Here is a 24,116-nt window from a genome sequence, read left to right on the forward strand (position 1 = left end):
CGCCAATTTTCCATAATGAATAACCTGAAAGTAAATGTACACCAAATATAATAAAAATCAACAAAAAGGTGAACAGCCAATTCAATATAATTATCACATTAAAGTGTTAATTTTTGGCCAATAAAATGTAATTCTTATTATAAAGTCGATCTTGATGATGAAAACTGATAAAAAATTATGGATAACTAACACTAAGGTAAGCATATAAAAATAAAGTGTTACCGCGTCACAATTTACAATGTAAATTATAAAAATAAACCGGAACGATTAAAGATCACGACAAAGTTACGGAGAGTGCTCATTCAACTTTAATATGATGCATCATTTAACAAATTGAAAATAAAAAATAAATCCACAGCTTTCTTCAGACAAACAAATCATCAAGAAATCGCTTAGCAAGAATTGAGGGGTTTCTGAGCAAGATATGCCTTCTTTATAAGAACAGAGAGCAAACATAGTGATTCTACGTTGAAAATCAGTAACGCAGAGCAGGAGCCCATCAATCTTGCCCTTCGGGACCTCACGCAATACATCCATAGCATTTCACGCAGAAAAACTTGTGTTGATACCATACAATCAAATCATTCATTCAAGAAACAATAATGAATGGTGATCATGCTTTTGGAAACATGATCAAGAAGTTCTTATGATCATGCTTCCGGGCAAAAAGACGACTCAGGAACAATGATCAAGGCAATATAGTTCGAAATCCAAGGTATTCTGGTCAAAAAAAACAGACGATAAAGATCGGAACAATGATCAAGATGAATGGCAAGCCGGAAGCATATGTTTTTTACACAGATATACGGCTCATGTCTTTTCAACCGGGCTCTATCAAGAATCAACCGATATAAAAACCAAAATAGAAAATTGAAAAAATGAATTCAAATACTGTTTCAACACCTTGATCATGCTTACGATGCGAGCGGTTAATTAAAAAATTACAATTTACAGTGCCAAATGTCGCTTACTTTCTGCCCGTATCCCGAAAATATGCCAATCAAGGACTCATATCCATGATCATGCTTTCGTCTGAGAAGAAAGAAAGATAAAAAATGAATTCGTTTGTCTGAATATAACCAAGACTAAAAACATGAGAACAAAGCAACAACTTGATCATCTTTCCGGATTATCATTGATCATTGTTCTGAAACACAGATGATCATCTTTCAGTGCTTTGATGATCATGTTTTCAGGTATTCAATGATCATGGGTCCGAAGGGTTCATGATCATGCTTTCAAGATGAATAAAAAAAAGTTCTTTTATACCATATATTTAGGGTTACTTTCTTACCCGGATCATTAGATCATTTAATCATTAAAGATCAAAATTAAGCATATTGATCACAAAAAAATAAAATAAAAACTTTCTCTTTATTTATAGATAATTTTTCATTATTCTCGGAACAATGATTATTTTACAGATTATGTGATTCTAACCAAATATGAGCTCAGCTGAAAAAATATTGATTAAGTCTCCCAGAAATCATAAAGATGGGCATTTGTTCGAAGTATCTGAGTCATCAATTGACTGGATTGAACAGTATCAGCATTTTAAAGGGGTGACGAAAAGCATTGTTGAACTATTGAATTTAGTTTCTCTGAAGGGGTTAAGCAGTCAGGATGGATTGGTTTCAACAACAGAATTAATTGATGCCACAGACGGACAGCTCACCAGAGCAGCAATCCAGCAACGATTAAGAGCTGCAGTCAATATTGGTCTTTTTGCACAAATTCCTGTCAGATTTGAAGAAGGACTGGCTGGAAAAACAATGCTTCACCGGTTTGTCAATCCCAACCAGCTCATCTCTACACTCGGTGTTACCAGTTTAGTCACTGAATCAGTCAAACAATCAGAAAGGCAGAAGCGTTCGAAAGCACTGGCACAGACTCAGGTGAATCAGCGGCTATTACATGAGCATGGTTTAAACACGCCACCTACGATCAAAGATGAATCGGAGCAGTTTGTTGTTTCTCCAACCAACTGGGCTGGGATTATTGATCAAGCATTAGCGCCGCCAAGGACCAGAAAAAATTACCAAAAATCAATGGTTTCCATTTCAGGCACCAAAGCCGTAATAGAGACAAGATCGTCAAAAAATATTATGACAGTTGATGATCTGATGACGTTATTTGCTTTATTCACACTCACTGTGCAGTATCACGACTATCACAAAGAAGAATATCACCTGAATGCGAAGCAAATCCCAAATAAAACGCCACTGTATATTACGGATATCCTTTCACTCAGAGGGAAGAAAGACAGCGGCCCTGCCAGAGATTCGATCCGTGACAGTATTGATCGTATTGAATTCACTGATTTTCAGTTACACGAGTTAACGGGGCGCTGGTTAAGTGAAAATATGCCGGAAGGATTTAAAAGTGATCGTTTTCGTTTTCTGGCCCGGACGATTACAGCTTCTGAGGAAGCGCCTGTTGAAGGTGCTGGCGGGGAAATCAAGATTAAGCCTAATCTGTATATTCTGGTCTGGGAGCCGTCATTCTATGAAGAGCTATTGACCCGCGATTATTTTTTCCTCTTTCCTCCTGAAATTCTGCGACAGCATACACTGGTATTTCAGCTCTATTCTTACTTTCGCAGCCGGATGTCCCGAAGACACCACGAGTCCACATTACTCTCAGAACTGAATCAGAAACTTGCCAGAAATATTGAGTGGCGGCGTTTTTCAATGGACTTGATCCGGGAACTGAAACGTCTGGCCGAAGTACACCATGATGAAAATTCATTCGAGGTCAATCTGTGGGGCTACCATCTGTCTGTAACAGGAATTTGTACGAAAGATAAGATCACCGATTACGAAGTGGATATCCGGTGTGATGTTGAAGAAGTTCTGCGCTACTCCAGAGCCAGAACGACGAATGCCGGAAAAAGGAACATGGCTCCTACATTACCAAACCCGCTCCGGCATGAATTGGTTTCCAAACAAAAACTGGATGAGTTGTCTTCCATCATTGATGGAGAATTTGAACCAATCAAAAGAAAATCACCATCACCACGAGGCAATCTTGGACGACGCGTCAAATTAAGGAAACACTTGGTTGAGATCAATGCCGATGAGATTACGATCACTCTGTCCAAATACACCTCACCAGAGGCCCTGGAACGCAGTATTCTGGCTTTATCGGCGATGACCGGACATTCCCCCTCACAACTTCGTCAGGAGTGTGAGGAGCTGATAGAGAAGCTTGACTGGTTAAGAGCGGGGCAGGAAGCTATTCCGTATGAAGTGTTAAGCAAAACAGTTGAACAGTTTAATGCCGGCAATGCAGAGAAACATCTGTCAATTGAAAAGTTGATCTCCGGGCTGGCTGTAAGAAGAAAAGTTTGCAAACAAATCGGGGAAGGGCAGATAGATGAAGAGGTCCTGAAAGTTTTAGATGATATTGCAATTGATGTTTAGGGCGTATATTTGCATTGTTTTTACAGGGAACTGACAGAGCGGATCTGAATAACTATTACTGTTTGTCTCGCAGGATATTCGTTATAAATAACAATGTCTTTGGCTGAACTATGCCACAAAAATGCAATAAAAATTCATACCTAGCTATTTGCGAGCTTCCCGAGCTCGCTTTTTTTTGTTTTGCGTTATCTGAACGTTGATCCGGGACAATTCTGGCAAGCCGCTCCAGATGTGCTCCGGCGCAAAAAATGCGATTTTCGTCATCTAAATTTATCCGGAATTTCAAACATAATCACACTCTGGGATCTTTTTGCTTAACAAGCGTTTTTCTCTTCGATATAGAATACATGTCCCTTGCATGGTTTGTTCGGAGGTGTTTATGTCTATCAATTCAATTGACCATGATGAAATGGCAAATATGACAAGCAAGTGGGACTTCATGGATGAAGTTGAATCGGCTAAACCACAAAAAAATACTCTTAAATCGGCGGAAGCCCGTCGGCGGATTGAAGCGATGAAAGAGATAAGAGAAAGTGGCTTAACGATCGAAGAAGCAAAAGAATTAGGTCTTCTTCATTAATCAATGTGCTGAAGGGTGGAGGAACTACCCTTCAGCAATATATACCGGGCCCGCGGTCCTGAGATTGCTCCGGCATACAAAAAGGATATTTCCTTTCTTGATTTTTCCTCCCCTGTGATATATTTCCTGCTTTGTTTTACTGAGTGCAGGTAAACCTATGTCTTTTAATCTTGCTGAACTTGCTGCTGAAGAAAAAAACCGGATTGAGCTGGATAAACAGGCTGCTTTTCTGGTTTGGAAATTGAAGCAGGGCAAAGCTGGCCCTGAAGAATTAACCAAATATATCAGTTCGATTCGCTCAGCAGATGAACAGACCTGGTTTGAGCAATGTGTAGAGAAATACAAAAGAGTGATGGGTGTTATGTAATCTATCCCATATTTTTTGCAGAAATTGAAATGGTTCTGTGTTTTTTCTACAATTCGTCGCATTCTATTGATTGAGAGAGAACATCCCGATGGGAAGAAGTTTTGAAGTGCGCAAGGCTTCCATGGCGAAGACACAAGGCGCCAAGATTAAAGTCTATTCCAAGTATGGTAAAGAGATATATGTTTGTGCCAAAAATGGTGGCGCAGATCCGGATACAAATCTTTCACTGAAACATTTGATCTCCAAGGCCAAGAAAGATCAGGTGCCTTCTCACGTGATTGATAAAGCGCTTGATAAAGCATCCGGTGGCGGTGGTGAAGATTATGCGCCTGCGCGTTACGAAGGATTTGGACCGGGTGGCGTCAGCGTGATCGTTGACTGCCTGACTGACAACGGAAACCGTACTTATCAGGATGTTCGTCAGTGTTTTGTCAAAACCGGTGCGAAAATCGGCAGTCCGGGAACTGTCGCTCATATGTTTGATCATCAGGCTGTATTCCAGTTCCGGGGAGATGACGAAGAAGCGGTACTGGAAGCGTTAATGATGTCTGATGTTGATGTCACTGACATTGAGCTTGAAGATGGTGTGATTACAGTCTTCGCGCCAAATACAGAGTTTTTTAAGGCAAAAACAGCGCTGGCTGAATCGTTCCCCGATCTAACAGTCGATGTTGAAGAGATTACATTTGTGCCTCAGACACATACAGAAATTGCCGGAGAAGATGCGGAAAAATTCCAGAAGTTTCTCGATTTACTGGATGAGAGTGATGATGTTCAGCAGGTTTATCATAATGCTGAGATCGCATAATTTCAGATTTTGATCAATATTTATTCAGTGTAAAACGGTAGTCCACGGGCCTACCGTTTTTTTATTCCGTTCAGGTTTTAATATTCCGTTTAAAAAGTGTACTACGTTGTCTGAAGGATGAAAGATCAATACCTTATGACAAATTCGTGAGAAAGCTCAAATGTTATAAAAAAAAAAAATAAACAAAAAACTTATTAACAGTAAGGATATATATAAAAAACACTTCTATTACACGAAGTTGTGTTGATAAAACTCACAAATAGTACTTTCATATTCTTTTCTCTTTAGTTTGCGTAACTTAAGATTGCAATTTACTATAGCGCACCATAGTGTGATTGTTAAGATAATGCACTGAATGTAACTAAGCGTTTCTTTATATGACAATAAGTTTGGGAATTTTTGACTGTAAAGTTGTAAACTTCACGTTTTTGAAAAACTCAACCTAAGTTTGATTTATAAAGTTTGCTTGTTACAAAACTCAACATAATACTTTTTATTAAAACCAACTGTAGTGATCTTATTGCTTCTGATTTGCGTTGATCAGAGTGATAAAGACACTGCCAAAAAGAGAAAGTAAAAGTCAATGGAAGCCTCACGATACAAAAGCATCATTCAGAGAACCGGGTTACTTTTGGTAACGCTTATGCTCTCAGGATGTAAATTTGCATTGCTGGATCCGAAAGGCGAGGTAGGTGTTCAGGTAAAAGAGCTGATTATTACAGCTTTGCTCCTGATGTTAATCGTTGTTATCCCTGTGATACTGATGACCATCTATTTTGCTTACAAGTACCGGGCTGGTAATACAGATGAAGAATATGCGCCAGAATGGTCTCATTCCACTAAGATTGAGCTCGTAGTCTGGATCATCCCGATTATTATCATTGCCATTCTGGCGACGATAACCTGGCGTTCCACACATCATCTGGAGCCTTCGAATCCACTTGTCAGTGACAATGAAACACTGACAATTGAAGTGGTTTCGATGGACTGGAAATGGTTATTTATCTATCCGGATCATGATGTGGCGACAATCAACTATGTTGCATTTCCCAAAGATGTTCCGGTGAAGTTTGTCCTTACTTCAGACAACCTGATGAACTCCTTTTTTATTCCACGTTTGGGAAGTCAGCTCTATTCGATGCCAGGAATGGTGACACGCCTCCATTTGGTGGCAAATCAGGCCGGTGATTATAAAGGTTTTGCTGCCAGTTATAGTGGTGATGGCTTTTCTCACATGAAATTCATAGCAACAGCACTACCTGATCAGCAGAGTTTTGATTCCTGGATAGAGAAGGTTAAATCTGCACCGAATACGATGAAAGATTTTGCTGATTACCGTGAACTGGCACAGCCAAGTATTGATGACCCTGTGACGTATTACTCCAGTGTGCCTGATAATCTGTTCCATCAGATTGTGATGCAACACCCGGGTGGAATGATGTCAGACATGATGGATATGCCATCATCAGGAGATGAGACGAAACATCAACATGGCCATGAACATCAGTCGCACCAGCAGATGAATCATGAAATGAATCATTCAGATCAGAAAGCAGGCCATCAAATGGCTGCTCACGGGGAATAATTATGTTCGGAAGATTAACACTGGAATCTATTCCATATCATGAGCCGATTATTATGATCACCCTGTCCGTGATAGCAGTGGTTGGTCTGGCTGTTGTTGCCTGGGTGACGCGCCTGGGCAAATGGCAATATCTTTGGAATGAATGGTTTACGTCTGTAGATCATAAAAAACTTGGTTTTATGTACATCGCTGTTGCTATGGTCATGCTTTTGCGTGGTTTTGCCGATGCGGTGATGATGCGGAGCCAGCAGGCGTTGTCTGCTGCGGGAGAAGCCGGTTATTTACCCCCGCATCACTATGATCAGATCTTCACCGCTCACGGTGTGATCATGATTTTCTTTGTGGCGATGCCGCTGGTCATCGGTCTGATGAATATTATTATTCCATTGCAGATTGGTGCACGGGATGTTGCGTTTCCTTACCTGAACAACCTGAGTTTCTGGCTGTTTATTGTTGGGGTGGTTCTGACCAACATGTCACTTGGGCTGGGTGAATTTGGCCGGACCGGCTGGCTGGCTTATCCGCCTCTGTCCGGGATTGATGCAAGCCCGGGGGTCGGGGTGGATTACTGGATATGGGCGTTGCAGATATCCGGTGTCGGGACGACACTGAGTGGTGTTAACTTCTTCGTCACGATTCTGCGGATGCGGACGCCGGATATGCCGATGATGAAAATGCCGGTCTTTACCTGGGCTTCGCTGTGTTCAAATATTTTGATCATCATTTCATTCCCGATTCTGACCGTGACGATTGCGCTGCTGACACTGGATCGTTATTTAGGATTCCACTTCTTCACCAATGATATGGGCGGTAACATGATGATGTATATCAACCTTATCTGGGCGTGGGGGCATCCTGAAGTTTACATTCTGGTTCTGCCGGTATTCGGGGTTTTCTCCGAAGTCACGGCAACGTTCTCCCGGAAAAAACTGTTTGGCTATACATCGCTGGTCTGGGCGACTGTTGTGATTACGATTCTGGCGTTTGTCGTCTGGCTGCATCACTTCTTTACCATGGGCGCTGGTGCGAATGTGAACGCTTTCTTCGGAATCGCGACGATGGTTATTTCGATACCGACCGGGGTTAAAATCTTCAACTGGCTGTTCACGATGTACAAAGGCCGGATTCAGTTTACGACTCCCATGATGTGGACGATCGGGTTCCTGATCTCGTTCTCAATCGGTGGGATGACCGGGGTGCTGATGGCTGTTCCTGGTGCTGACTTTGTCTTTCATAACAGCGTCTTCCTGGTTGCGCACTTCCACAATGTGATTATTGGTGGGGTTGTTTTTGGCTGCTTTGCTGCAATTACTTACTGGTTCCCGAAAGCAACCGGCTTTATGATGAATGAAGCCTGGGGTAAACGTGCATTCTGGTGCTGGCTGATTGGGTTTATTCTGGCCTTCCTGCCACTGTATGCGCTTGGCTTTATGGGCATGACTCGTCGTTTAAGTCAGGATATCAATCCGGAATACTTCCCGTTCCTGGCGATTGCCGCTTTCGGCACAGCCATTGTTGCGCTGGGTGTGGTGTGTCAGTTCATTCAGATTTACGTCAGTATCCGTGATCGTGAACAGAACCGTGATCTGACCGGTGACCCGTGGGATGCACGGACGCTGGAGTGGGCAACCTCTTCACCACCGCCATTCTATAACTTTGCTGTTCTGCCGAAAGGCGATGAAATTGATGCATTCTGGTATCAGAAGCAGCGTGGTGAGCATTCACCGGACAAAGAAGTGGAATATGAACCGATTCATATGCCGAAAAATACGCCGACAGGTATGTACGTTTCTGCCTTCGCTCTGGTATTTGGTTTTGCCATGATTTGGTACATCTGGTGGCTGGCTGCAATTGGCCTTGTTGGTGTGATTGCAACAACCATCCGGCACAGCTTTAACGATGACGTCGACTATTATGTTCAGGTTGATGAAATTAAAGCGATTGAAGACGCTCACCGTGCTCAGTTACGGGAAGCGGCAAAATCATCAGAGAAGAAAGACGATGTGGAGGTGAACTATGCACGCTAATTCTGCGGTCGATCATGGGCATGATCACCACCATGATACCGGCAGCAATAAGCTGTTCGGATTTTGGATTTACCTGATGAGTGACTGTATCTTGTTCGCCAGTTTGTTTGCGACATACGCTGTTCTTGAAATGGGAACAGCGGGTGGTCCGACTGGTAAAGATATTTTCGAACTCCCGTTTGTGTTTGTTGAAACCATGTTACTGCTATTGAGTAGTATCACTTTCGGTTTCGGTATGATTGCGATGAAGCGGAAGCAGCTCGGCAGTATGAAGCTGTGGCTGGTGATTACTTTCCTTTTCGGGCTGGGTTTTATTGCGATGGAAATCTATGAGTTCCATCACCTGATTTCGATGGGGCACGGTCCGGACAAAAGTGCGTTCCTTTCTGCATTCTTTACGCTGGTCGGCACACACGGTATCCACGTGACTTCTGGTCTGATTTGGCTGGTTGTTTGCCTGTGGCAACTGAATAAGAAAGGATTGACTGAAGTGATGGAAACGCGCTTTGGTTGTCTGAGTTTGTTCTGGCACTTCCTGGATATCGTATGGATTTGTGTCTTTACATTTGTCTACTTAGTCGGGGTGATGTGATGAGTAATCAACATACAGAAAGCGGAGCAAAGGGTTACATCATAGGCTTTATTGCTTCTCTGATCTTGACCGCGATTCCGTTTTATTATGCAGGGACACAGAGTTTACCTGCTCATACAACCTACGCGATTCTGTTCGGCTGTGCCATTGTTCAGGTCATTGTGCACTTTGTTTATTTTCTGCATATGGAGCTGAAAACTGATGAAGGGCGATGGAACTTTATCTCACTGATATTTTCGGCCATTGTCGTTTTAATCGTGATTGGGGGGTCGCTGTGGATTATGTGGAACCTCAATGTCAACATGATGATGTAACAGGTTGGTTGATATGATCAAAGGTTATCTGTCAATTACGAAACCCGGAATCATTATTGGCAATCTGATCTCTACAGCAGCGGGGTTTTTCCTCGCTGCAAAAACAGAAGCTGCTACACCTTTGCTTCTGCTGTATGCAATGTCGGGTGTCGCTTTAGTGATCGCTTCGGGATGTGTGATCAACAACATTTTTGACCGTGATATCGACCGGAAGATGTCCCGGACGCGGGAGCGTTTACTGGTACGCGGTGAGATTAATATTGACCATGCATTCATTTTTGCGATTATTTTGCTGATATCCGGCACGGCATTGTTGTACCTTCAGACGAATCCGCTGACGACAGTGATTGTACTGCTCGGATACATTTTTTATGTATTTTTCTACACGATGTGGTACAAGCGGACTTCTGTTTACGGCACCTTAGTCGGCAGTATTTCAGGGGCAGTTCCCCCGTTGGCTGGCTATCTGGCTGTGACCAACTACATCAGTCCGGAATCCCTGCTGCTTTTTGCATTATTTTGTTTATGGCAAATGCCGCACTCATATGCGATTGCCATGTTCAGGATGCAGGATTACCGTCAGGCTGGTATTCCGGTACTTCCGGTTGTTTCGGGGATTAAAAAAGCACGACAGCATATGATGGCTTACGTTGCTGCATTTAATGCCGTTGCACTGGGGCTGTATCTGGCCGGAAATACGGGTTATGAGTATCTGGTTGTTGCTGCTGTTGTTTGTTTCATGTGGACCCGGGTAACATTCCGGAAAATGGACAGCGACAATTATGAAGGTTGGTCCCGTCAGGTATTTAAAATGTCATTGGTCGTTGTGATGAGTTTAAGTACTGTTTTAGGTGTTGAACTGATACCGCTGAGTCTCTGACCGCATCTCATTGTTCTTAAAACCCCTGGAGTATTTTGCTTCAGGGGTTTTTTATGTTTTGAGGAAATAAGCATACCAAACGAAGTCATTTCTGATCCGGGTCTGTCTGATTCCACAAACCGCTCAAGCCATCCCCCTTTTTGTTTATAAAAAAAGGTTTACACATGGGTATTCATGCCCTTATAGGTTTGCTCCACCAGACACATTCAGATGATCAGTTAATTTTCCAGATTGGTATAAAACAGAAGTCGTATCAAATTTTTTGTGATGTTCGTCACTTTTTTGCTGACTTGATAAAGGAGAAAACCGCTAGGAATCCGAATTACTGACTAAGGTTATTACTTGGGAAGCTATTCTGGATAAACAAACCGCTCATCTATCAGTGAGGTTTTACGATGAAACCTGTATTGCAAAAATCATTTGATAAACAGTTATTTCTGGACAATGTGAAGCGTCACCTGACATCCACATATGCCACAACTCAGGAACATGCGACAAAGCGTTCCTGGTATCTTGCTATGTCACGTGCATTGTCTGAACTCACGACGCTTGATTTGCTGGAAACCGAGCAGGATGAGCACATTCTTCAGGCCAAGAGTGTGAATTACCTGTCGCTTGAGTTTTTGATTGGACGACTGACGGGGAATAACCTGCTCAACATGGGCATTATTGAGATGATACGTGAGGCCATGAGTGAACTCGGGCAAGACTTGTCTGATTTGCTGGAGGAGGAGCGGGACCCATCGCTCGGAAATGGTGGCCTTGGCCGGCTGGCTGCCTGCTTTATGGACTCTCTGGCTGCGCAGGAGTTTCCTGCGGTTGGGTATGGTCTGCATTATGAATACGGGCTGTTTAAACAATCATTTTCAGAGGGCCACCAGCAGGAAGCGCCGGATGCCTGGTGCGGTGTGGAAGGTTATCCATGGGAAGTCGCAAGGCCCGAGCTGGCACAGGAGATTGGTTTTTACGGACATGTAAAGACCGAGCAGGTGAATGGCAGAGAAGTGCGACGCTGGATTCCCGGTATGACCGTGAAAGGGATGCCATGGGATATTCCGGTGGTCGGCTACAAGAGTAATACCGTTTATCCGCTTCGTTTATGGGAATGTCAGGCCATTGCACCATTCTCACTCGAAAGTTTTAATAACGGCAACTATTTTGAAGCACAGCATGCACTGATTGATGCCGGCAACATTACTAAGGTTCTCTATCCAAATGACAACCATGAAAAAGGCAAAACCCTGCGTTTGATGCAGCAGTATTTTCATAGCGCCGCATCGATCAGGGATATTATTCGCCGACATGAATTAGCCGGTCATGCGATTGAAGATTTACCAAAATTTGAAACGATTCAGCTCAACGATACCCATCCGGCTATTGCGATTCCCGAACTCATGCGCATTTTGCTTGATGAGAAAGGGATGAACTGGAGTGAAGCCTGGAAGATCAGCAGCCAGACATTTGCCTATACGAATCACACTTTACTGCCGGAGGCGCTGGAAACATGGGATGAAGCCCTGATTCTGCGGCTGTTACCCCGCCATATGGAAATCATCTACGATATTAACCACCGCTTCTTACAGGAAGTCCGGACACAATGGCCGGGAGATGTGACCAAGCAGCAAAAATTGTCGATTATTCAGGAAGGGTTTCACCGGATGGTCCGGATGGCGAATCTGTGTGTGGTCGGTTCTTATGCTGTGAACGGTGTTGCTGCAATGCATTCTGAACTGGTCAAAAGAGATCTGTTCCCTGAATTTCATGAACTGTATCCGGACCGGTTACTCAATGTGACCAATGGGATTACGCCACGGCGCTGGCTGCAGTATTGTAATCCGGATTTATCTGACCTGATTACTTCTAAAATCGGCGATTCATGGCCTGTCGCGTTAGACGAATTGTCAGCGTTGAAAGCGCTGGCTGATGACAGCGATTTTCAGCATGAATTTATGGCTGTCAAAAAAGCGAATAAGGTGCGTTTAGCTGAGTGGGTTAAAGAACATTTAGATATTGAGCTGAATACCGATGCGATCTTTGATGTTCAAATCAAACGGTTACATGAGTATAAACGTCAGCATCTGAATCTACTGCACATTTTATCTCTGTATTACCGCTTAACGGAAAACCCGCAGTTTGAGATGGCACCGAGAGTCTTTATTTTCGCAGCGAAAGCAGCGCCGGGTTATTATCTGGCCAAAGAGATCATTTATGCCATTAATATGATTGCAGAAAAGATCAATCATGATCCAAAGGTGAATGAAAAACTCAAAATTGTCTTTATTCCTGATTACCGCGTCAGCATGGCTGAAATCATTATTCCGGCGACAGATGTGTCTGAACAGATCTCGACTGCCGGGAAGGAAGCATCCGGTACCGGTAATATGAAAATGGCCCTGAACGGCGCATTAACGATCGGAACGATGGATGGTGCAAACGTTGAAATTCGTGAAGAAGTCGGCGATGAGAACATTTATATCTTTGGTCTGGAAGTGGATGATGTCGAGAAATTAAAAGCCAGCGGTTACAACCCGTATGACTATTACAATGCGGATCCTTTACTGAAAGCTTCTCTGGACCTGTTATTAGGCGATACATTTACTCCCGGACATCCCGGTAAACTCAGAACGATTTATGAGAGTTTGCTTGATGGCGGGGATCCTTATCTGGTACTGGCGGATTTTGCTTCTTATGTTGAGGCACAGTCCAAAGTTGATCAACAGTACCGGGATCAGACCGGCTGGGCAAAAAAAGCGATTTTAAACACTGCGCTGGTGGGTAAATTCAGCTCTGATCGCAGTATCCGGGATTATGTTGATAATATCTGGAAGCTCAAACAGGTCAAACGTTAACGACTGATGCCAGAGGTCGACAGACCCTGCAACACGTTGATAGGGTCAGATATAGATTAAAATTCAGAATTTTAAGTCAAATCACTCTATGTGAGATTGTTGTCTTATAGACTAAAACCAATGCGTATGCCCGCTTATGCGGGCATTTTCATCCACAGTTGTTCTGTACATCAGTGATGTAACCGGAGTATCCGGGATATTGGATAAACAAGGATACGCAAAGGGTTTATGGATACATATCCCACCGATGCATTGTGAATCAACTTTGAGGGCAGGAGTACGGATATTGAAAACAAGTCAGAAATTATTAAAAAAACAACAGATTTATCATAAACTTGAGCACGCTTCTTTCGCAGATCCATTCTCTTTTCTCGGCCCCTACATTTCTCCGGTACAGGGTGTACTACGGGTATGGATGCCGGATGCTGTTCAAGTCTCACTTTTACTCGACGATCAATCCCGGTTTGATATGACACCGGAAGATGATGGCGGATTTATTTTACAGGAAGACCTTGATCTGAGGTTTACCCACTATCGTTTGCATATTCGCTGGGAATCCGGCGAGCAAATTGTGGATGATCCGTATCAGTACCATTCAATTTATGCTGAATATGAAGATCTTCATACGCCGGTTCATATGTATCATCATATGGGCTCTCAGTTTATGTCTTTAGAACGTGATGGTCAGATGATTGAAGGGGTTCGGTTTCTGGTTTATGCACCGCACGCTTCCGCTTGCAGCCTGATTGGATCATTTAATTACTGGGATGGGCGACGTCATCCAATGCAGCGGCTGGATTACGGCATGTGGGGTATTTTTATTCCGGGGCTGTCTGAAGGTGAACAATATAAATACGAAATTAAAGGCCCGGACGGGGAAGGGCTGCCTCATAAGGCGGATCCCTGGGGCTTTCATGCGGAACAATTTCCATCACTGGCTTCTGTCATCTATAATCACGATGGTTATGGATGGGGTGATCAAGCATGGGTTGACCGGCCGGTAACTGAAAAGCCCGGGCAACCCTTATCTTTTTATGAACTCCATGCCGGTTCATGGAAGCTGGGGCCGGATGACCGTTTTCTGAATTACCGGGAACTGGCGGATCAACTGGTACCCTATCTTGTCGACATGGGCTATACCCATGTCGAATTAATGCCCGTCGCTGAGCATCCTTTTTATGGCTCCTGGGGTTATCAGCCTGTCGGGTTATTTGCGCCGACCAGTCGTTACGGTTCACCCGATGACTTTAAATACTTTGTCGATCAATGTCACCAGGCCAATATTGGGGTTGTTCTGGACTGGGTTCCTGCGCACTTCCCGGCAGATGGCCACGGCCTGAATAACTTTGACGGAACACCTTTATTCCATGATCCTGACCCGCGCAGAGGATGGCATCAGGACTGGAATTCATACATCTACGATATGGGGCGTGAGCACGTCCGGCGTTTTCTGGTGGCGAATGCTTTGTATTGGTTCGACCTGTTCCATATTGATGGCATTCGGGTTGATGCAGTCGCTTCTTTGCTGTACCTCGACTATTCACGCAGCCACGACCAGTGGATACCCAATGTTGACGGCGGCAGAGAAAACTACGATGCGATTGCAATGCTGAAATGGATGAATGAAGAAGTCTATAAACATTTCCCCAATGCGATGACCATTGCCGAAGAGTCGACGGCTTTCCCCGGTGTTTCATGTCCGACATTTCTTGGCGGTCTGGGTTTCGGCTTCAAATGGAATATGGGCTGGATGCATGACAGTCTGACTTATATGCAAAATGAGCCGGTCCACAGAAAATATCATCACAACACCATCACGTTCCCGCTGATATATGCGCACAGCGAAAATTATATTTTATCGTTATCACATGATGAAGTGGTGTACGGCAAAGGCTCGTTGCTGAATAAAATGCCCGGAGATGAATGGCAACAGACCGCGAATCTCCGGGCCTATTTTGGGTACATGTACGGACAGCCCGGAAAAAAACTGAACTTTATGGGCTCGGAGTTCGGGCAGGGAGGCGAATGGGCGCATGACAGCCAGCTGCAGTGGTTCCTGCTGGATTATGGTCGCCACGAAGGTCTGCAGACGCTGACCCGCGATTTAAACCGGCTTTATACCAGTGAAAAAGCTCTCTATGAACTCGACTGTAAACCTGAAGGGTTTGAGTGGCGTTTATCGGATGCTGCGGACATCAGTATTCTGGCCCATGAGCGCATCAGTCTGTCCGGTGAACGGATTTTGGTCATCAGTAACTTTACACCCGTCAGCCGGGACGACTTCCGGATTGGCGTACCGTTTGCCGGTCCGTATCAGCTCTTGCTCAATACCGATGATGAACGCTATGGCGGTAGTGGTTTCCCGGTCGAAAAACTAGTGAAAACAGCGTCGGTTGAGAGTGAAAGCCTGCCGGATTCCCTGTTATTAAGTATTCCGCCGTTGGCGACTGTTTTTTATAAGCTGATCGCAGTATAGCAATTCGATTTACAGTGTGAATTGCGGTGATTCAGTACAGGTGTTTCACATTGTTCTCACATGCCCAATTGGCCTCAAGATGTATCTTTGAGGTCAATTAGGTATACACATCATTTATAATGTATGAGGACATTGACAGGAATATCAATCCTCAATTAACATCCCCGAATCTCATTATACTTATTTCATTTCATACGGATTTATATTCGTTATGCTGGATATCATTTTCTGGATAGCAATTGCGTCCACTTCAATATTTGTCATTAAACTGCTTCTGATGCTCTTTGGAGCAGACCTGAGTTTCGATTTGGGTGATGATTTTTTAATTAACTCGGTGCTGGCGCTGGCGATGACTTTCTGCTGGTCTTTTCTGGCGTTATCACAGGATAGCGGACAAATCACGCTGGGCGTTTATCTGAAAAGTCTGGGGATTTCAGTCAGTATGTCGACGGCCTTTATGTATTTGATGAGGCGGGCGGGAAAGATGGAGACCGGTGTGATGACTGAGCTGTCTGTTGAGGACGGGCACCCGGCAGAAGTCTATTCCAGAGTGCCGGATAAGTCAGCCTCTGGCTACGGTAAAATTAAAACCACCATCGAGGGTAAAACTTACTATCTGAAAGCTGTCTCTGAAAGCCGTCAGTTTAACTCTGGCGAAACGGTTTCTATTTCCCGGATCACCCATGAAATTGCCCATATAGATATCACCAAGGTCAACTGATACCAACCTGGAAAATAAACTGGTCAGAAACTTATTCAGAATGGTATGGCCCTAGAGCACGCTCTAGATATGACCGAGCTCATTCATTTGATTCATTAAAAATAAACTAAGGATAACCCGTGTACGATCTTTCATTATCAGTTACAGATTTTGGCACGATGGCATTTGTGTTTGTGCCTGTTTTATTACTGTTGTTTTTTGTGCTTTCCTTTCTGCTGTTTTATCGCAGATGTAAACCGAATCAGCTGTTGGTCGTTTACGGTAAAACAGGCGGCGGACGGTCAGCGAAAGTGGTTCATGGTGGTGCAGCATTTGTCTTACCTGTCGTTCAGGACTATGAGTATATGTCGCTTCAGCCGATCGACTATGAAGTCGATCTGAAAGATGCTTTATCTGCGAATAACATTCGTCTGGATATTCCGACTTCATGTACGGTGGCGATTGGTACCTCACCCGAACTTTCTTCAATCGCCAGCGAACGTTTGCTTGGGCTATCTCAGGTGGAAGTTAAAGAAGCGGCACAAAATATTACCATTGGTCAGTTGCGTGCCGCCGTTGCCACACTGACAATTGAGCAGATTAACCAGGACCGGGAAAGTTTTCTGGAAAAGGTAAATACGAATATCGCAGATGAACTGGCAAAGCTTGGGCTGGAAGTGATTAACATCAACGTGAAAGATATCAGCGATAAAATGGGCTATATCGAAGCAATTGGCCGAAAAGCTGCTGAAACTGTGGTTCAACGGGCAAACGTAGATGTGGCTGAGCAACAAAAACTGGGGGCGATTGGCACGCAGAAAGCAGAGCGTGAGAAAGATACGCAGGTTGCGATTGAATCTGCTGAATCAGAAAAAGCCATCAGTCGCACGGTCGCTGAAAAAGAAATTTTTGTGGCTCAGCGTCAGTCTGAGCAGATTCAGGGTGAGAATGAAACTAAAAAAGCCATTGCTTTGTCAGAAGCAGAGCTGAAAATTGCCGAAGCTTCTGCCCGTAAAGATGCTGAAGTTGCTGAACAGATTGCTGAAAAAGAGATTCAGGAAAGACGAAAAGAGACCGAGCTGGCCAGACAGCGGGCACATGAAGTGGTGGCAGAAACAATTGAAGCCGAGAAGAAAATAGAAGAAGCGAAAGGTGAGGCCGAATCAATTCAAATTGTTGCCAAGGCAGAAGCAGAAGCGTTACTGACCAAATATGAAGCCGAAGCAGAAGGGATGCGCAAAGTGATGAAAGCCAAAGCGGAAGGTTATCATGATTTAGTCCGGTCGGCTGGTGACAGTGATGCTCTGGCGAAACTTCAGGTGATCGAGAAACTGGAAGAGGTCGTCAGATTGCAGACAGAAGCGATTGCGAAGATGAAGATTGATAATCTGACTGTCTGGGATCAGGGGTCTGAGAACGGGCAGGCCGGGCTGAAATCATTCATGAAAGATTTCCTGACTATGGGCGCGCCAATGCATGAAATGGCCAGTAACGTTGGGATTGAACTGCCTTCATTTATGGGAAAGCAGGCAGAGCTAAAAGCTGAAACCACTGTGGACATGAAGCAGGAAGAAGCATGATATCGCCGGATTCCGGATGTTGAAGGTACAAAAACCACTTCAAAATGAAGTGGTTTTTTTATGATTCACCAAAATACCTCAAACAACCTGAATCATGCATTTTCAGGTCATTTGTGTATATATGATGTATATCAGCGCCTGATATGATGAGTCATGGGATTTCCTGCCTTGCTGCAAGCGCCAACAAATATCATCGCAACCTGCATCTTGAGTCTGTTTAGGTATATACTAACTGTATGATTTTATGCGAACTATGGTACAAGTATGGCAAAAACAGCTAAGATCCAAAATGAAGATAAATTATTCCGCAAAGCGATGGAAGTGGGATGTAAGATGGCTGAAATGCAGGGATATCAGCTCACCAGTGATAATGCTTCCCAGTCGACAAAGGTCAAAGCCCTGTATCTGTTTTTAGTGAAAGTCCGCCAGATCACGCCGCTCCCGGCGGATAAATCTGATGGAAAAAGTATCAAAAAGCGATTAGCGCTTTGGATCCATCATGCTTTGCCTGACGATGATCCTTTAAAATAAGGATTGAACACATTGAGGCAATTCATTAGGCCCCGGTATTGTCTCTTCTCTTCTCATCCGGCCATTCTTCACGCTTTATATTCCGCTTTCCCTGCCTGCCATACCATTTTATCCGGAATTCCACATATTTTTTGATGAGAACCTGTCAGTGCCACTGGCGGGGATGAGCCCCCGCCTGAATTAAATCAGATTCAGTATTGATAAAGCAAAAATACCAATTGTCGTGGTGAGCAGAGAAAGAAAGGTGGTCAGGACAATAATATTGGCTGCCAGTACAGCATTTCCGCCCATCACACGAGCCATCACATAACTGGCAGATGCGGTTGGCGCGGAGCTGGTCAGAAAAATAATTCCCAGTTCAATCCCCCTGAATCCGCAAAGTAATGCCGCAGCGGTAATCAGCAGCGGACACAATGCCAGCTTGAACAGTGTGGCAATCCATGCTGAACTTTTATCCCGGTGAAGCTGCCGGAGATCCAGCGCACCACCACCACAAATCAGTGCCAGTGGCAGTGTCATATTCGCAAAATAATGGCCCGCTTTATCTGCAATTTCCGGTACCGGAATGTTCAGCAGAGAAAAAGTCAGCCCAAGTAAAATAGCAATAATCAGTGGGTTTTTGGTCAGTGTTTTTACGATCACACCCAGTGCATTTTCCCGGTTATTCTGATTTTTCGGGATGAGCGTATACACCGCTTCTACATTAAACAGCAGGACCAGCCCGGCACAGTAAAGCGCTGCTGTTGCAATTGCCTGATTGCCATAAGCGTTGGCAACATAAGCCAGTGCGACGATCATGGCATTTCCCCTGAACCCACCCTGAATGATGACACTTTGATCCGCTGAATTTTTTGACCACTGTTTAATGACCACGGTTGTCAAAAGAAAGAAGATGAAGTTAGAGAAAAGACCGAATAATACGAATGATGCACTGTCAGCAATTGCACTAAAGTCTGACTGCAACACATTCAGAAACAGCAGGACCGGCAGGGTAACTTTAAACACCAGACGGGAAGCGACTTCAATGAAATGATCATCGATGAGGCTGGTTTTTCTGAAATAGACGCCCAAAAATAACATCAGGCAGATGGGACCGGTGACTGATAACGAAAATTTGAACTGCTCAAGTAATAAATCCATGGTTTCCCTGTATCGGAGATAACGGCTGGGGAAATAGCCTGGTGAGTGCACAATGATTGAAAATCATTATACCGTGAGTTTGTAAAAATGCATGAGGTGAAATGATTGTTAAGGTTATGTTTTCTATGCAGGCATAACATTTTACATTTGCTGGCTATGTCATTCATTGAATATTCATCCTGAGTTATATTAGCGACGTCACATGCTGACGTTTTAATTCAAAAGGAAGCATACATAATGAATAAAAATGATAACGTCCCACTTCCCTCAAATACGAGTGAGTGGTTTTTTAACCGTAACAGTATAATTGTCCTGAGTGATACGCTTCTCTTCTTTATTTTATATAAAACTTTACCGTTTCCTCCTCAGGTTGTGCTGGGACTCAGCTTGCTTGTTTTTATTGCCGTGCTGTGGCTGACAGAAGCACTGCACGTCACCGTGACCGCTATACTGGTCCCTGTGCTGGCTGTTTTGTTCGGTATTTTTGATACGCAGGCGGCGCTGAGCAATTTCTCTAATCCGATTATTTATCTCTTCCTGGGGGGATTTGCACTGGCGGCTGCAATGCATCATCAGGGGCTGGATAAAGTGATTGCCGATAAAGTTCTTGTATTGGCACGGGGAAAAATGGCCGTCGCGGTGTTTATGCTATTTGCGGTGACGGCTGTGATTTCTATGTGGATCAGCAATACTGCGACAACAGCAATGATGATTCCGTTGGTGCTGGGGGTGCTGAGTAAAGTGGATTCGGGTCAGCGTGAAAGAACATATGTGTTTGTTCTGCTCGGAATTGCCTATAGCGCCAGTATTGGCGGGATTGCGACAGTAATAGGCAGCCCGCCCAATGCGATTGCGGCTGCTGAGCTGAAGCTCTCTTTTACGGAATGGATGTTTTATGGGATTCCTGCCGCTGCAATTTTGCTTCCGGTCGCTATTTTCGTTTTGTATCTGGTTTTTAAACCGGATTTATCCGGTCGTTTTGAATTGAATTATGAGCCGGTGAACTGGGATAAAGGGAAAGTGGTGACACTGGGGATCTTCTCTCTGACAGTGTTCTTATGGATCTTCAGTAAACCAATTAACGGCATGATTGGCGGATTTAAGTCTTTTGATACGATCATCGCGCTTGGTGTGATTGTACTGATCAATTTCGCCCGTGTTGTACACTGGAAAGATATAGAAAAAACGGCAGACTGGGGTGTTTTACTGTTATTTGGTGGTGGGATCAGTTTAAGTAATATCCTCAAACAGACCGGCACCAGTGTGTTTATTGCTCAGGAGCTGAGTGAGCTGATTACCCAGTTCGGTGTGTTCTTTATCATCGTCATTATCGGATGCTTTGTGGTTTTTCTGACGGAGTTTGCCAGTAACACTGCCAGTGCGGCATTGCTCATTCCTGTCTTTGTCAGTGTGGCTGAGGCGCTGAATATGCCGCCGGTGATTCTGGTGGTACTGATAGCGGTCGCTTCATCATGTGCATTTATGTTACCGGTTGCCACACCACCCAATGCGATTGTTTTTTCTACCGGCTATATCCGGCAGACTCAGATGATGAAGGTCGGGATGATTCTCAATGTGATCTGTGTGATGTTACTGACAGTGATTGCATTGTATATCTGGCAATAGTTGATCGGGACAGAAAAACCGGATACGGATTGCGTGTTGTGCAGGAAATCAATCACACCGGCGGGAGCTTCCGGTGTGATTTGCCTGCTGATTTAAGCGCACAGGGCCGCAGCTATATCAATGACGTCACTATATCAATGACGCCACTATACCAATGACGCCACCAAAAACACCACCCCAGATAACCAGCCACCCCAGGTGTTCTTTGATCATCTTCTGTACCATGTCTTTCACCAGTTGCGGGGTCAGCTCACTCAGACGTTGATCAATAATCTGTTCGATTTTTGCTTCGATATCTTGTTTGACCGAACCTGAACCTAGCTGGGATTTGATCGCATCCTGCACGGCTTCACTCTGGCCGATTTCGGCCACAGAAGCATGCATTTTTTCAACAAAAGGTTGTTTGAGGGGTTGTAGTGCTTCTGTTCCGCCAACCATGGCCAGCATGCCACCAAACTGAGAATGAGCGATGACGTCAACCAATGCATCAAAGGTTGGGTTAAAATCAATGGTCTCGATTATGGCGTCCATTTCAAAATTGTGGGTTTCACCAATTTCCTGGTCGAGAAATTTTCCGATGTTTTCCTGACTGAAAAATTGCTCCATCATTAATGATTTGATCGCCGTTCTGAATGCATCAAACCGGCGGGGAATGACACCTGAGCCATATAAACCGGGTACTTTTTCAAACAACATATGAATAGCCAGCCAGTTGGTTATTGCGCCAGAAAAGGCAAACAGTCCCGCTGTTTGTATAACTGGCTCGTTGAATTGATAACCAATCAACATGCAGAGAATGGCAATAAAGTTGGTCATGATACTCTTGTTATTCATCGTGTTGTTTATTCTCCTGAATATTTTGAAATACGCCGATTTTAGAAGAAAACCAACCCGTCGAAAAGAGCAAAGCCGGTGATTCGCTCAAAGGATGTTGCGGTAAATGGTGATTGATCTGATTGAATATTTATAGCTGTGGTGATAAATATCCATCCTTGTACCTGAGCTGCCCTTCTGATGCAGCCGGGGGAGTTTGATCTTTTATTCAGGATTTATCATGAAAATATACATTTCTGTATTCGGTGCGATGATGCTGGCAGGATGCAGCTTGCCGGGAAACTCCCCGGCATCCGCAGACTACGTTTACGGCACTAAAACCGTGTATTCACCCCGTCAGGCAATGAATACTTATGAACCCGTGCCTGACGGATATTCACTGGTCTTCACTCAATCTCTGGCACGACATGGTTCCAGAGCTTTAACCAGCCCCAAATACGATGATATCAGCCTGAAAATCTGGCAAAAAGCCAAAGACTTGCATGCGTTGACGCCTGCCGGAGAGAAACTGGGTGCTGAAATTTCCCGGTTGATGACTGCAAATGAAAAACTTGGATACGGCGAGTTGTCCCGTCTTGGACATCGGGAACATCGGGGGATTGGCATGAGAATGGTGCAACGGGATAAACCGTTGTTTGTGCATGCCACAAAACAAGGCCGGAAAATTCTGGTTGAATACTCCGGGCGCTCCCGGGCCAAAGAGAGTGCTGTATCGTTTGTTCATGGTTTGATTCAGGCAGACCCGGCACTGGAGCCCTTGATCATGCAACCGCAGATTAACCGGAATCAGTTGTATTTTCATAAGCAAAATAAAGCGTATCAGCAATACAAAAAACATAATAAACCGCTGCATCTTGCGGTTGAGCGACTGTTTGACCAACCTGAAACACATCAGATCGCCCGGAGGATTTTAGAAAGAATTTATACTCCGGCGTTTGTTGATGCACTGGCAGAGGGAAAGTATCAGTTCACCCGCAGAGGGAAGAAAAAAGCCCAGGTGTACACTGAGACAGACGCGGCGATGCAGCTATTCAATTTGTATCTGATTTCTCCGGGGATGGTTGATGAATCGAATCATCAGCCATGGCAATTTAACCTGTATTTTACGCCGGAAGAAACGCAGTGGCTGACTTACCTGTCGGATGGAAAAAATTTCTATCAGAAAGGGCCGGGTCTGAATCAGACCGATATAACATACCGGATTGCGAAAGGACTTGAGGATGATTTCTTTCATCAGGTTAAAGCTGTACAAAACGGGACGAATCCATATGCAGCAAAGTTACGTTTTGCCCATGCAGAAACGATTATTCCGTTTGCAGCGCAGATGCAGCTGAAGGGCAGCACACAAAGTGTTTCCCTGAGTGAAGGATATCAACCCGATAACCCATGGCACGGAGCGTGGGTTTCCCCATATAGTGCTAATATTCAGTGGGATGTTTTCCGCAATGCCGCGGATGGCAAATTGTTAGTAAAAATGCTGTATAACGAGAAAGAAACCGCATTTAAGCAGGATTGTAAACCCGTGAAACCGGGCAGTTACTATTATTCTTTTGATACCTTACTTCATTGCTATCATCAAATGTAAACTGTCATACCAACATGGATACAAAGACCTCAAGAGGCATGTTCAGCGGGAATTGATTGCTTTGAGCAAGGCGCTGGTTCACACAAACAGAGTTATTCCTTCACAAATAGTCATTCCGCGTTGAAAATCAGTATCAATCATATTTACATTGTAAATCTGGCAGGTGGTATGCGGACGGGCTCAGCTGTAAGCCCGTCCGGACTGAGGGGGGATAAATGTG

Annotated in this window: 18 protein-coding genes; 16 read left to right on the top strand and 2 right to left on the bottom strand. The window is 44.3% G+C overall.

Annotated features, from left to right (window positions below):
* Positions 1–1,445: 1,445 nt before the first annotated feature.
* From OCV29_RS17655 to OCV29_RS17720, 14 genes are all read left to right on the top strand, one after another.
* Positions 1,446–3,422, top strand: coding sequence for a replication initiator protein RctB domain-containing protein (locus OCV29_RS17655; RefSeq protein ID WP_073602346.1), 1,977 nt, complete (start codon positions 1,446–1,448; stop codon positions 3,420–3,422).
* Positions 3,423–3,801: 379 nt separating this feature from the next.
* The gene (locus OCV29_RS17660) at positions 3,802–4,002 is read left to right on the top strand and encodes a PA3496 family putative envelope integrity protein (RefSeq protein ID WP_073579466.1); all 201 of its coding nucleotides are present in this window, start codon (positions 3,802–3,804) and stop codon (positions 4,000–4,002) included.
* Positions 4,003–4,159: 157 nt separating this feature from the next.
* Positions 4,160–4,369 (top strand): DUF3283 family protein, encoded by a 210-nt coding sequence (locus OCV29_RS17665; protein WP_073602347.1) that lies wholly within the window; start codon positions 4,160–4,162, stop codon positions 4,367–4,369.
* An 88-nt stretch (positions 4,370–4,457) separates the two neighbouring features.
* The gene (locus OCV29_RS17670) at positions 4,458–5,177 is read left to right on the top strand and encodes a YebC/PmpR family DNA-binding transcriptional regulator (protein ID WP_073602348.1); all 720 of its coding nucleotides are present in this window, start codon (positions 4,458–4,460) and stop codon (positions 5,175–5,177) included.
* 583 nt (positions 5,178–5,760) lie between these two features.
* Entirely contained in the window at positions 5,761–6,762 is a 1,002-nt protein-coding gene (gene cyoA / locus OCV29_RS17675) for a ubiquinol oxidase subunit II (protein WP_084193220.1), read from the top strand.
* A 2-nt stretch (positions 6,763–6,764) separates the two neighbouring features.
* Positions 6,765–8,789, top strand: a complete 2,025-nt coding sequence (gene cyoB, locus OCV29_RS17680) for a cytochrome o ubiquinol oxidase subunit I (protein ID WP_073602349.1) — start codon at positions 6,765–6,767, stop codon at positions 8,787–8,789.
* Entirely contained in the window at positions 8,779–9,381 is a 603-nt protein-coding gene (gene cyoC, locus OCV29_RS17685) for a cytochrome o ubiquinol oxidase subunit III (RefSeq protein ID WP_073602350.1), read from the top strand. The genes cyoB and cyoC overlap by 11 nt, the downstream gene beginning before the upstream one ends.
* Positions 9,381–9,695, top strand: coding sequence for a cytochrome o ubiquinol oxidase subunit IV (gene cyoD / locus OCV29_RS17690; RefSeq protein WP_073602351.1), 315 nt, complete (start codon positions 9,381–9,383; stop codon positions 9,693–9,695). The genes cyoC and cyoD overlap by 1 nt, the downstream gene beginning before the upstream one ends.
* 13 nt (positions 9,696–9,708) lie before the next feature.
* Complete coding sequence (cyoE, locus tag OCV29_RS17695; protein WP_073602352.1) at positions 9,709–10,575, top strand: heme o synthase; 867 nt, start codon at positions 9,709–9,711, stop codon at positions 10,573–10,575.
* A gap of 395 nt (positions 10,576–10,970) precedes the next feature.
* The gene (locus OCV29_RS17700; RefSeq protein ID WP_073602353.1) at positions 10,971–13,424 is read left to right on the top strand and encodes a glycogen/starch/alpha-glucan phosphorylase; all 2,454 of its coding nucleotides are present in this window, start codon (positions 10,971–10,973) and stop codon (positions 13,422–13,424) included.
* A gap of 286 nt (positions 13,425–13,710) precedes the next feature.
* Complete coding sequence (gene glgB, locus OCV29_RS17705; RefSeq protein WP_261887417.1) at positions 13,711–15,900, top strand: 1,4-alpha-glucan branching protein GlgB; 2,190 nt, start codon at positions 13,711–13,713, stop codon at positions 15,898–15,900.
* A gap of 211 nt (positions 15,901–16,111) precedes the next feature.
* Entirely contained in the window at positions 16,112–16,621 is a 510-nt protein-coding gene (locus OCV29_RS17710) for a hypothetical protein (RefSeq protein ID WP_073605427.1), read from the top strand.
* Between the two features lie 119 nt (positions 16,622–16,740).
* Entirely contained in the window at positions 16,741–18,180 is a 1,440-nt protein-coding gene (locus OCV29_RS17715) for a flotillin family protein (RefSeq protein WP_084193474.1), read from the top strand.
* A gap of 264 nt (positions 18,181–18,444) precedes the next feature.
* Complete coding sequence (locus OCV29_RS17720; RefSeq protein WP_073605426.1) at positions 18,445–18,711, top strand: DUF5062 family protein; 267 nt, start codon at positions 18,445–18,447, stop codon at positions 18,709–18,711.
* A gap of 180 nt (positions 18,712–18,891) precedes the next feature.
* Here the strand turns inward: OCV29_RS17720 and OCV29_RS17725 are convergent, their stop codons facing one another.
* Positions 18,892–19,851, bottom strand: coding sequence for an AEC family transporter (locus OCV29_RS17725; RefSeq protein ID WP_073605425.1), 960 nt, complete (start codon positions 19,849–19,851; stop codon positions 18,892–18,894).
* Between the two features lie 237 nt (positions 19,852–20,088).
* Here OCV29_RS17725 and OCV29_RS17730 point away from each other — a divergent pair, with 237 nt between their 5' ends.
* Positions 20,089–21,477, top strand: coding sequence for an SLC13 family permease (locus OCV29_RS17730; RefSeq protein WP_073605424.1), 1,389 nt, complete (start codon positions 20,089–20,091; stop codon positions 21,475–21,477).
* A 129-nt stretch (positions 21,478–21,606) separates the two neighbouring features.
* On the opposite strand, the gene OCV29_RS17735 is transcribed toward OCV29_RS17730, so the two are convergent.
* Positions 21,607–22,311: a DUF445 domain-containing protein gene (locus tag OCV29_RS17735; protein ID WP_073605423.1), complete on the bottom strand. Its 705-nt coding sequence runs from the start codon at positions 22,309–22,311 to the stop codon at positions 21,607–21,609.
* A gap of 220 nt (positions 22,312–22,531) precedes the next feature.
* On the opposite strand from OCV29_RS17735, the gene OCV29_RS17740 reads away from it, so the two are divergent.
* Positions 22,532–23,896 (top strand): histidine-type phosphatase, encoded by a 1,365-nt coding sequence (locus OCV29_RS17740; RefSeq protein WP_073605422.1) that lies wholly within the window; start codon positions 22,532–22,534, stop codon positions 23,894–23,896.
* Positions 23,897–24,116 lie beyond the last annotated feature (220 nt).

Source organism: Vibrio aerogenes (assembly GCF_024346755.1).
Classification (GTDB): Bacteria; Pseudomonadota; Gammaproteobacteria; order Enterobacterales; family Vibrionaceae; genus Vibrio; species Vibrio aerogenes.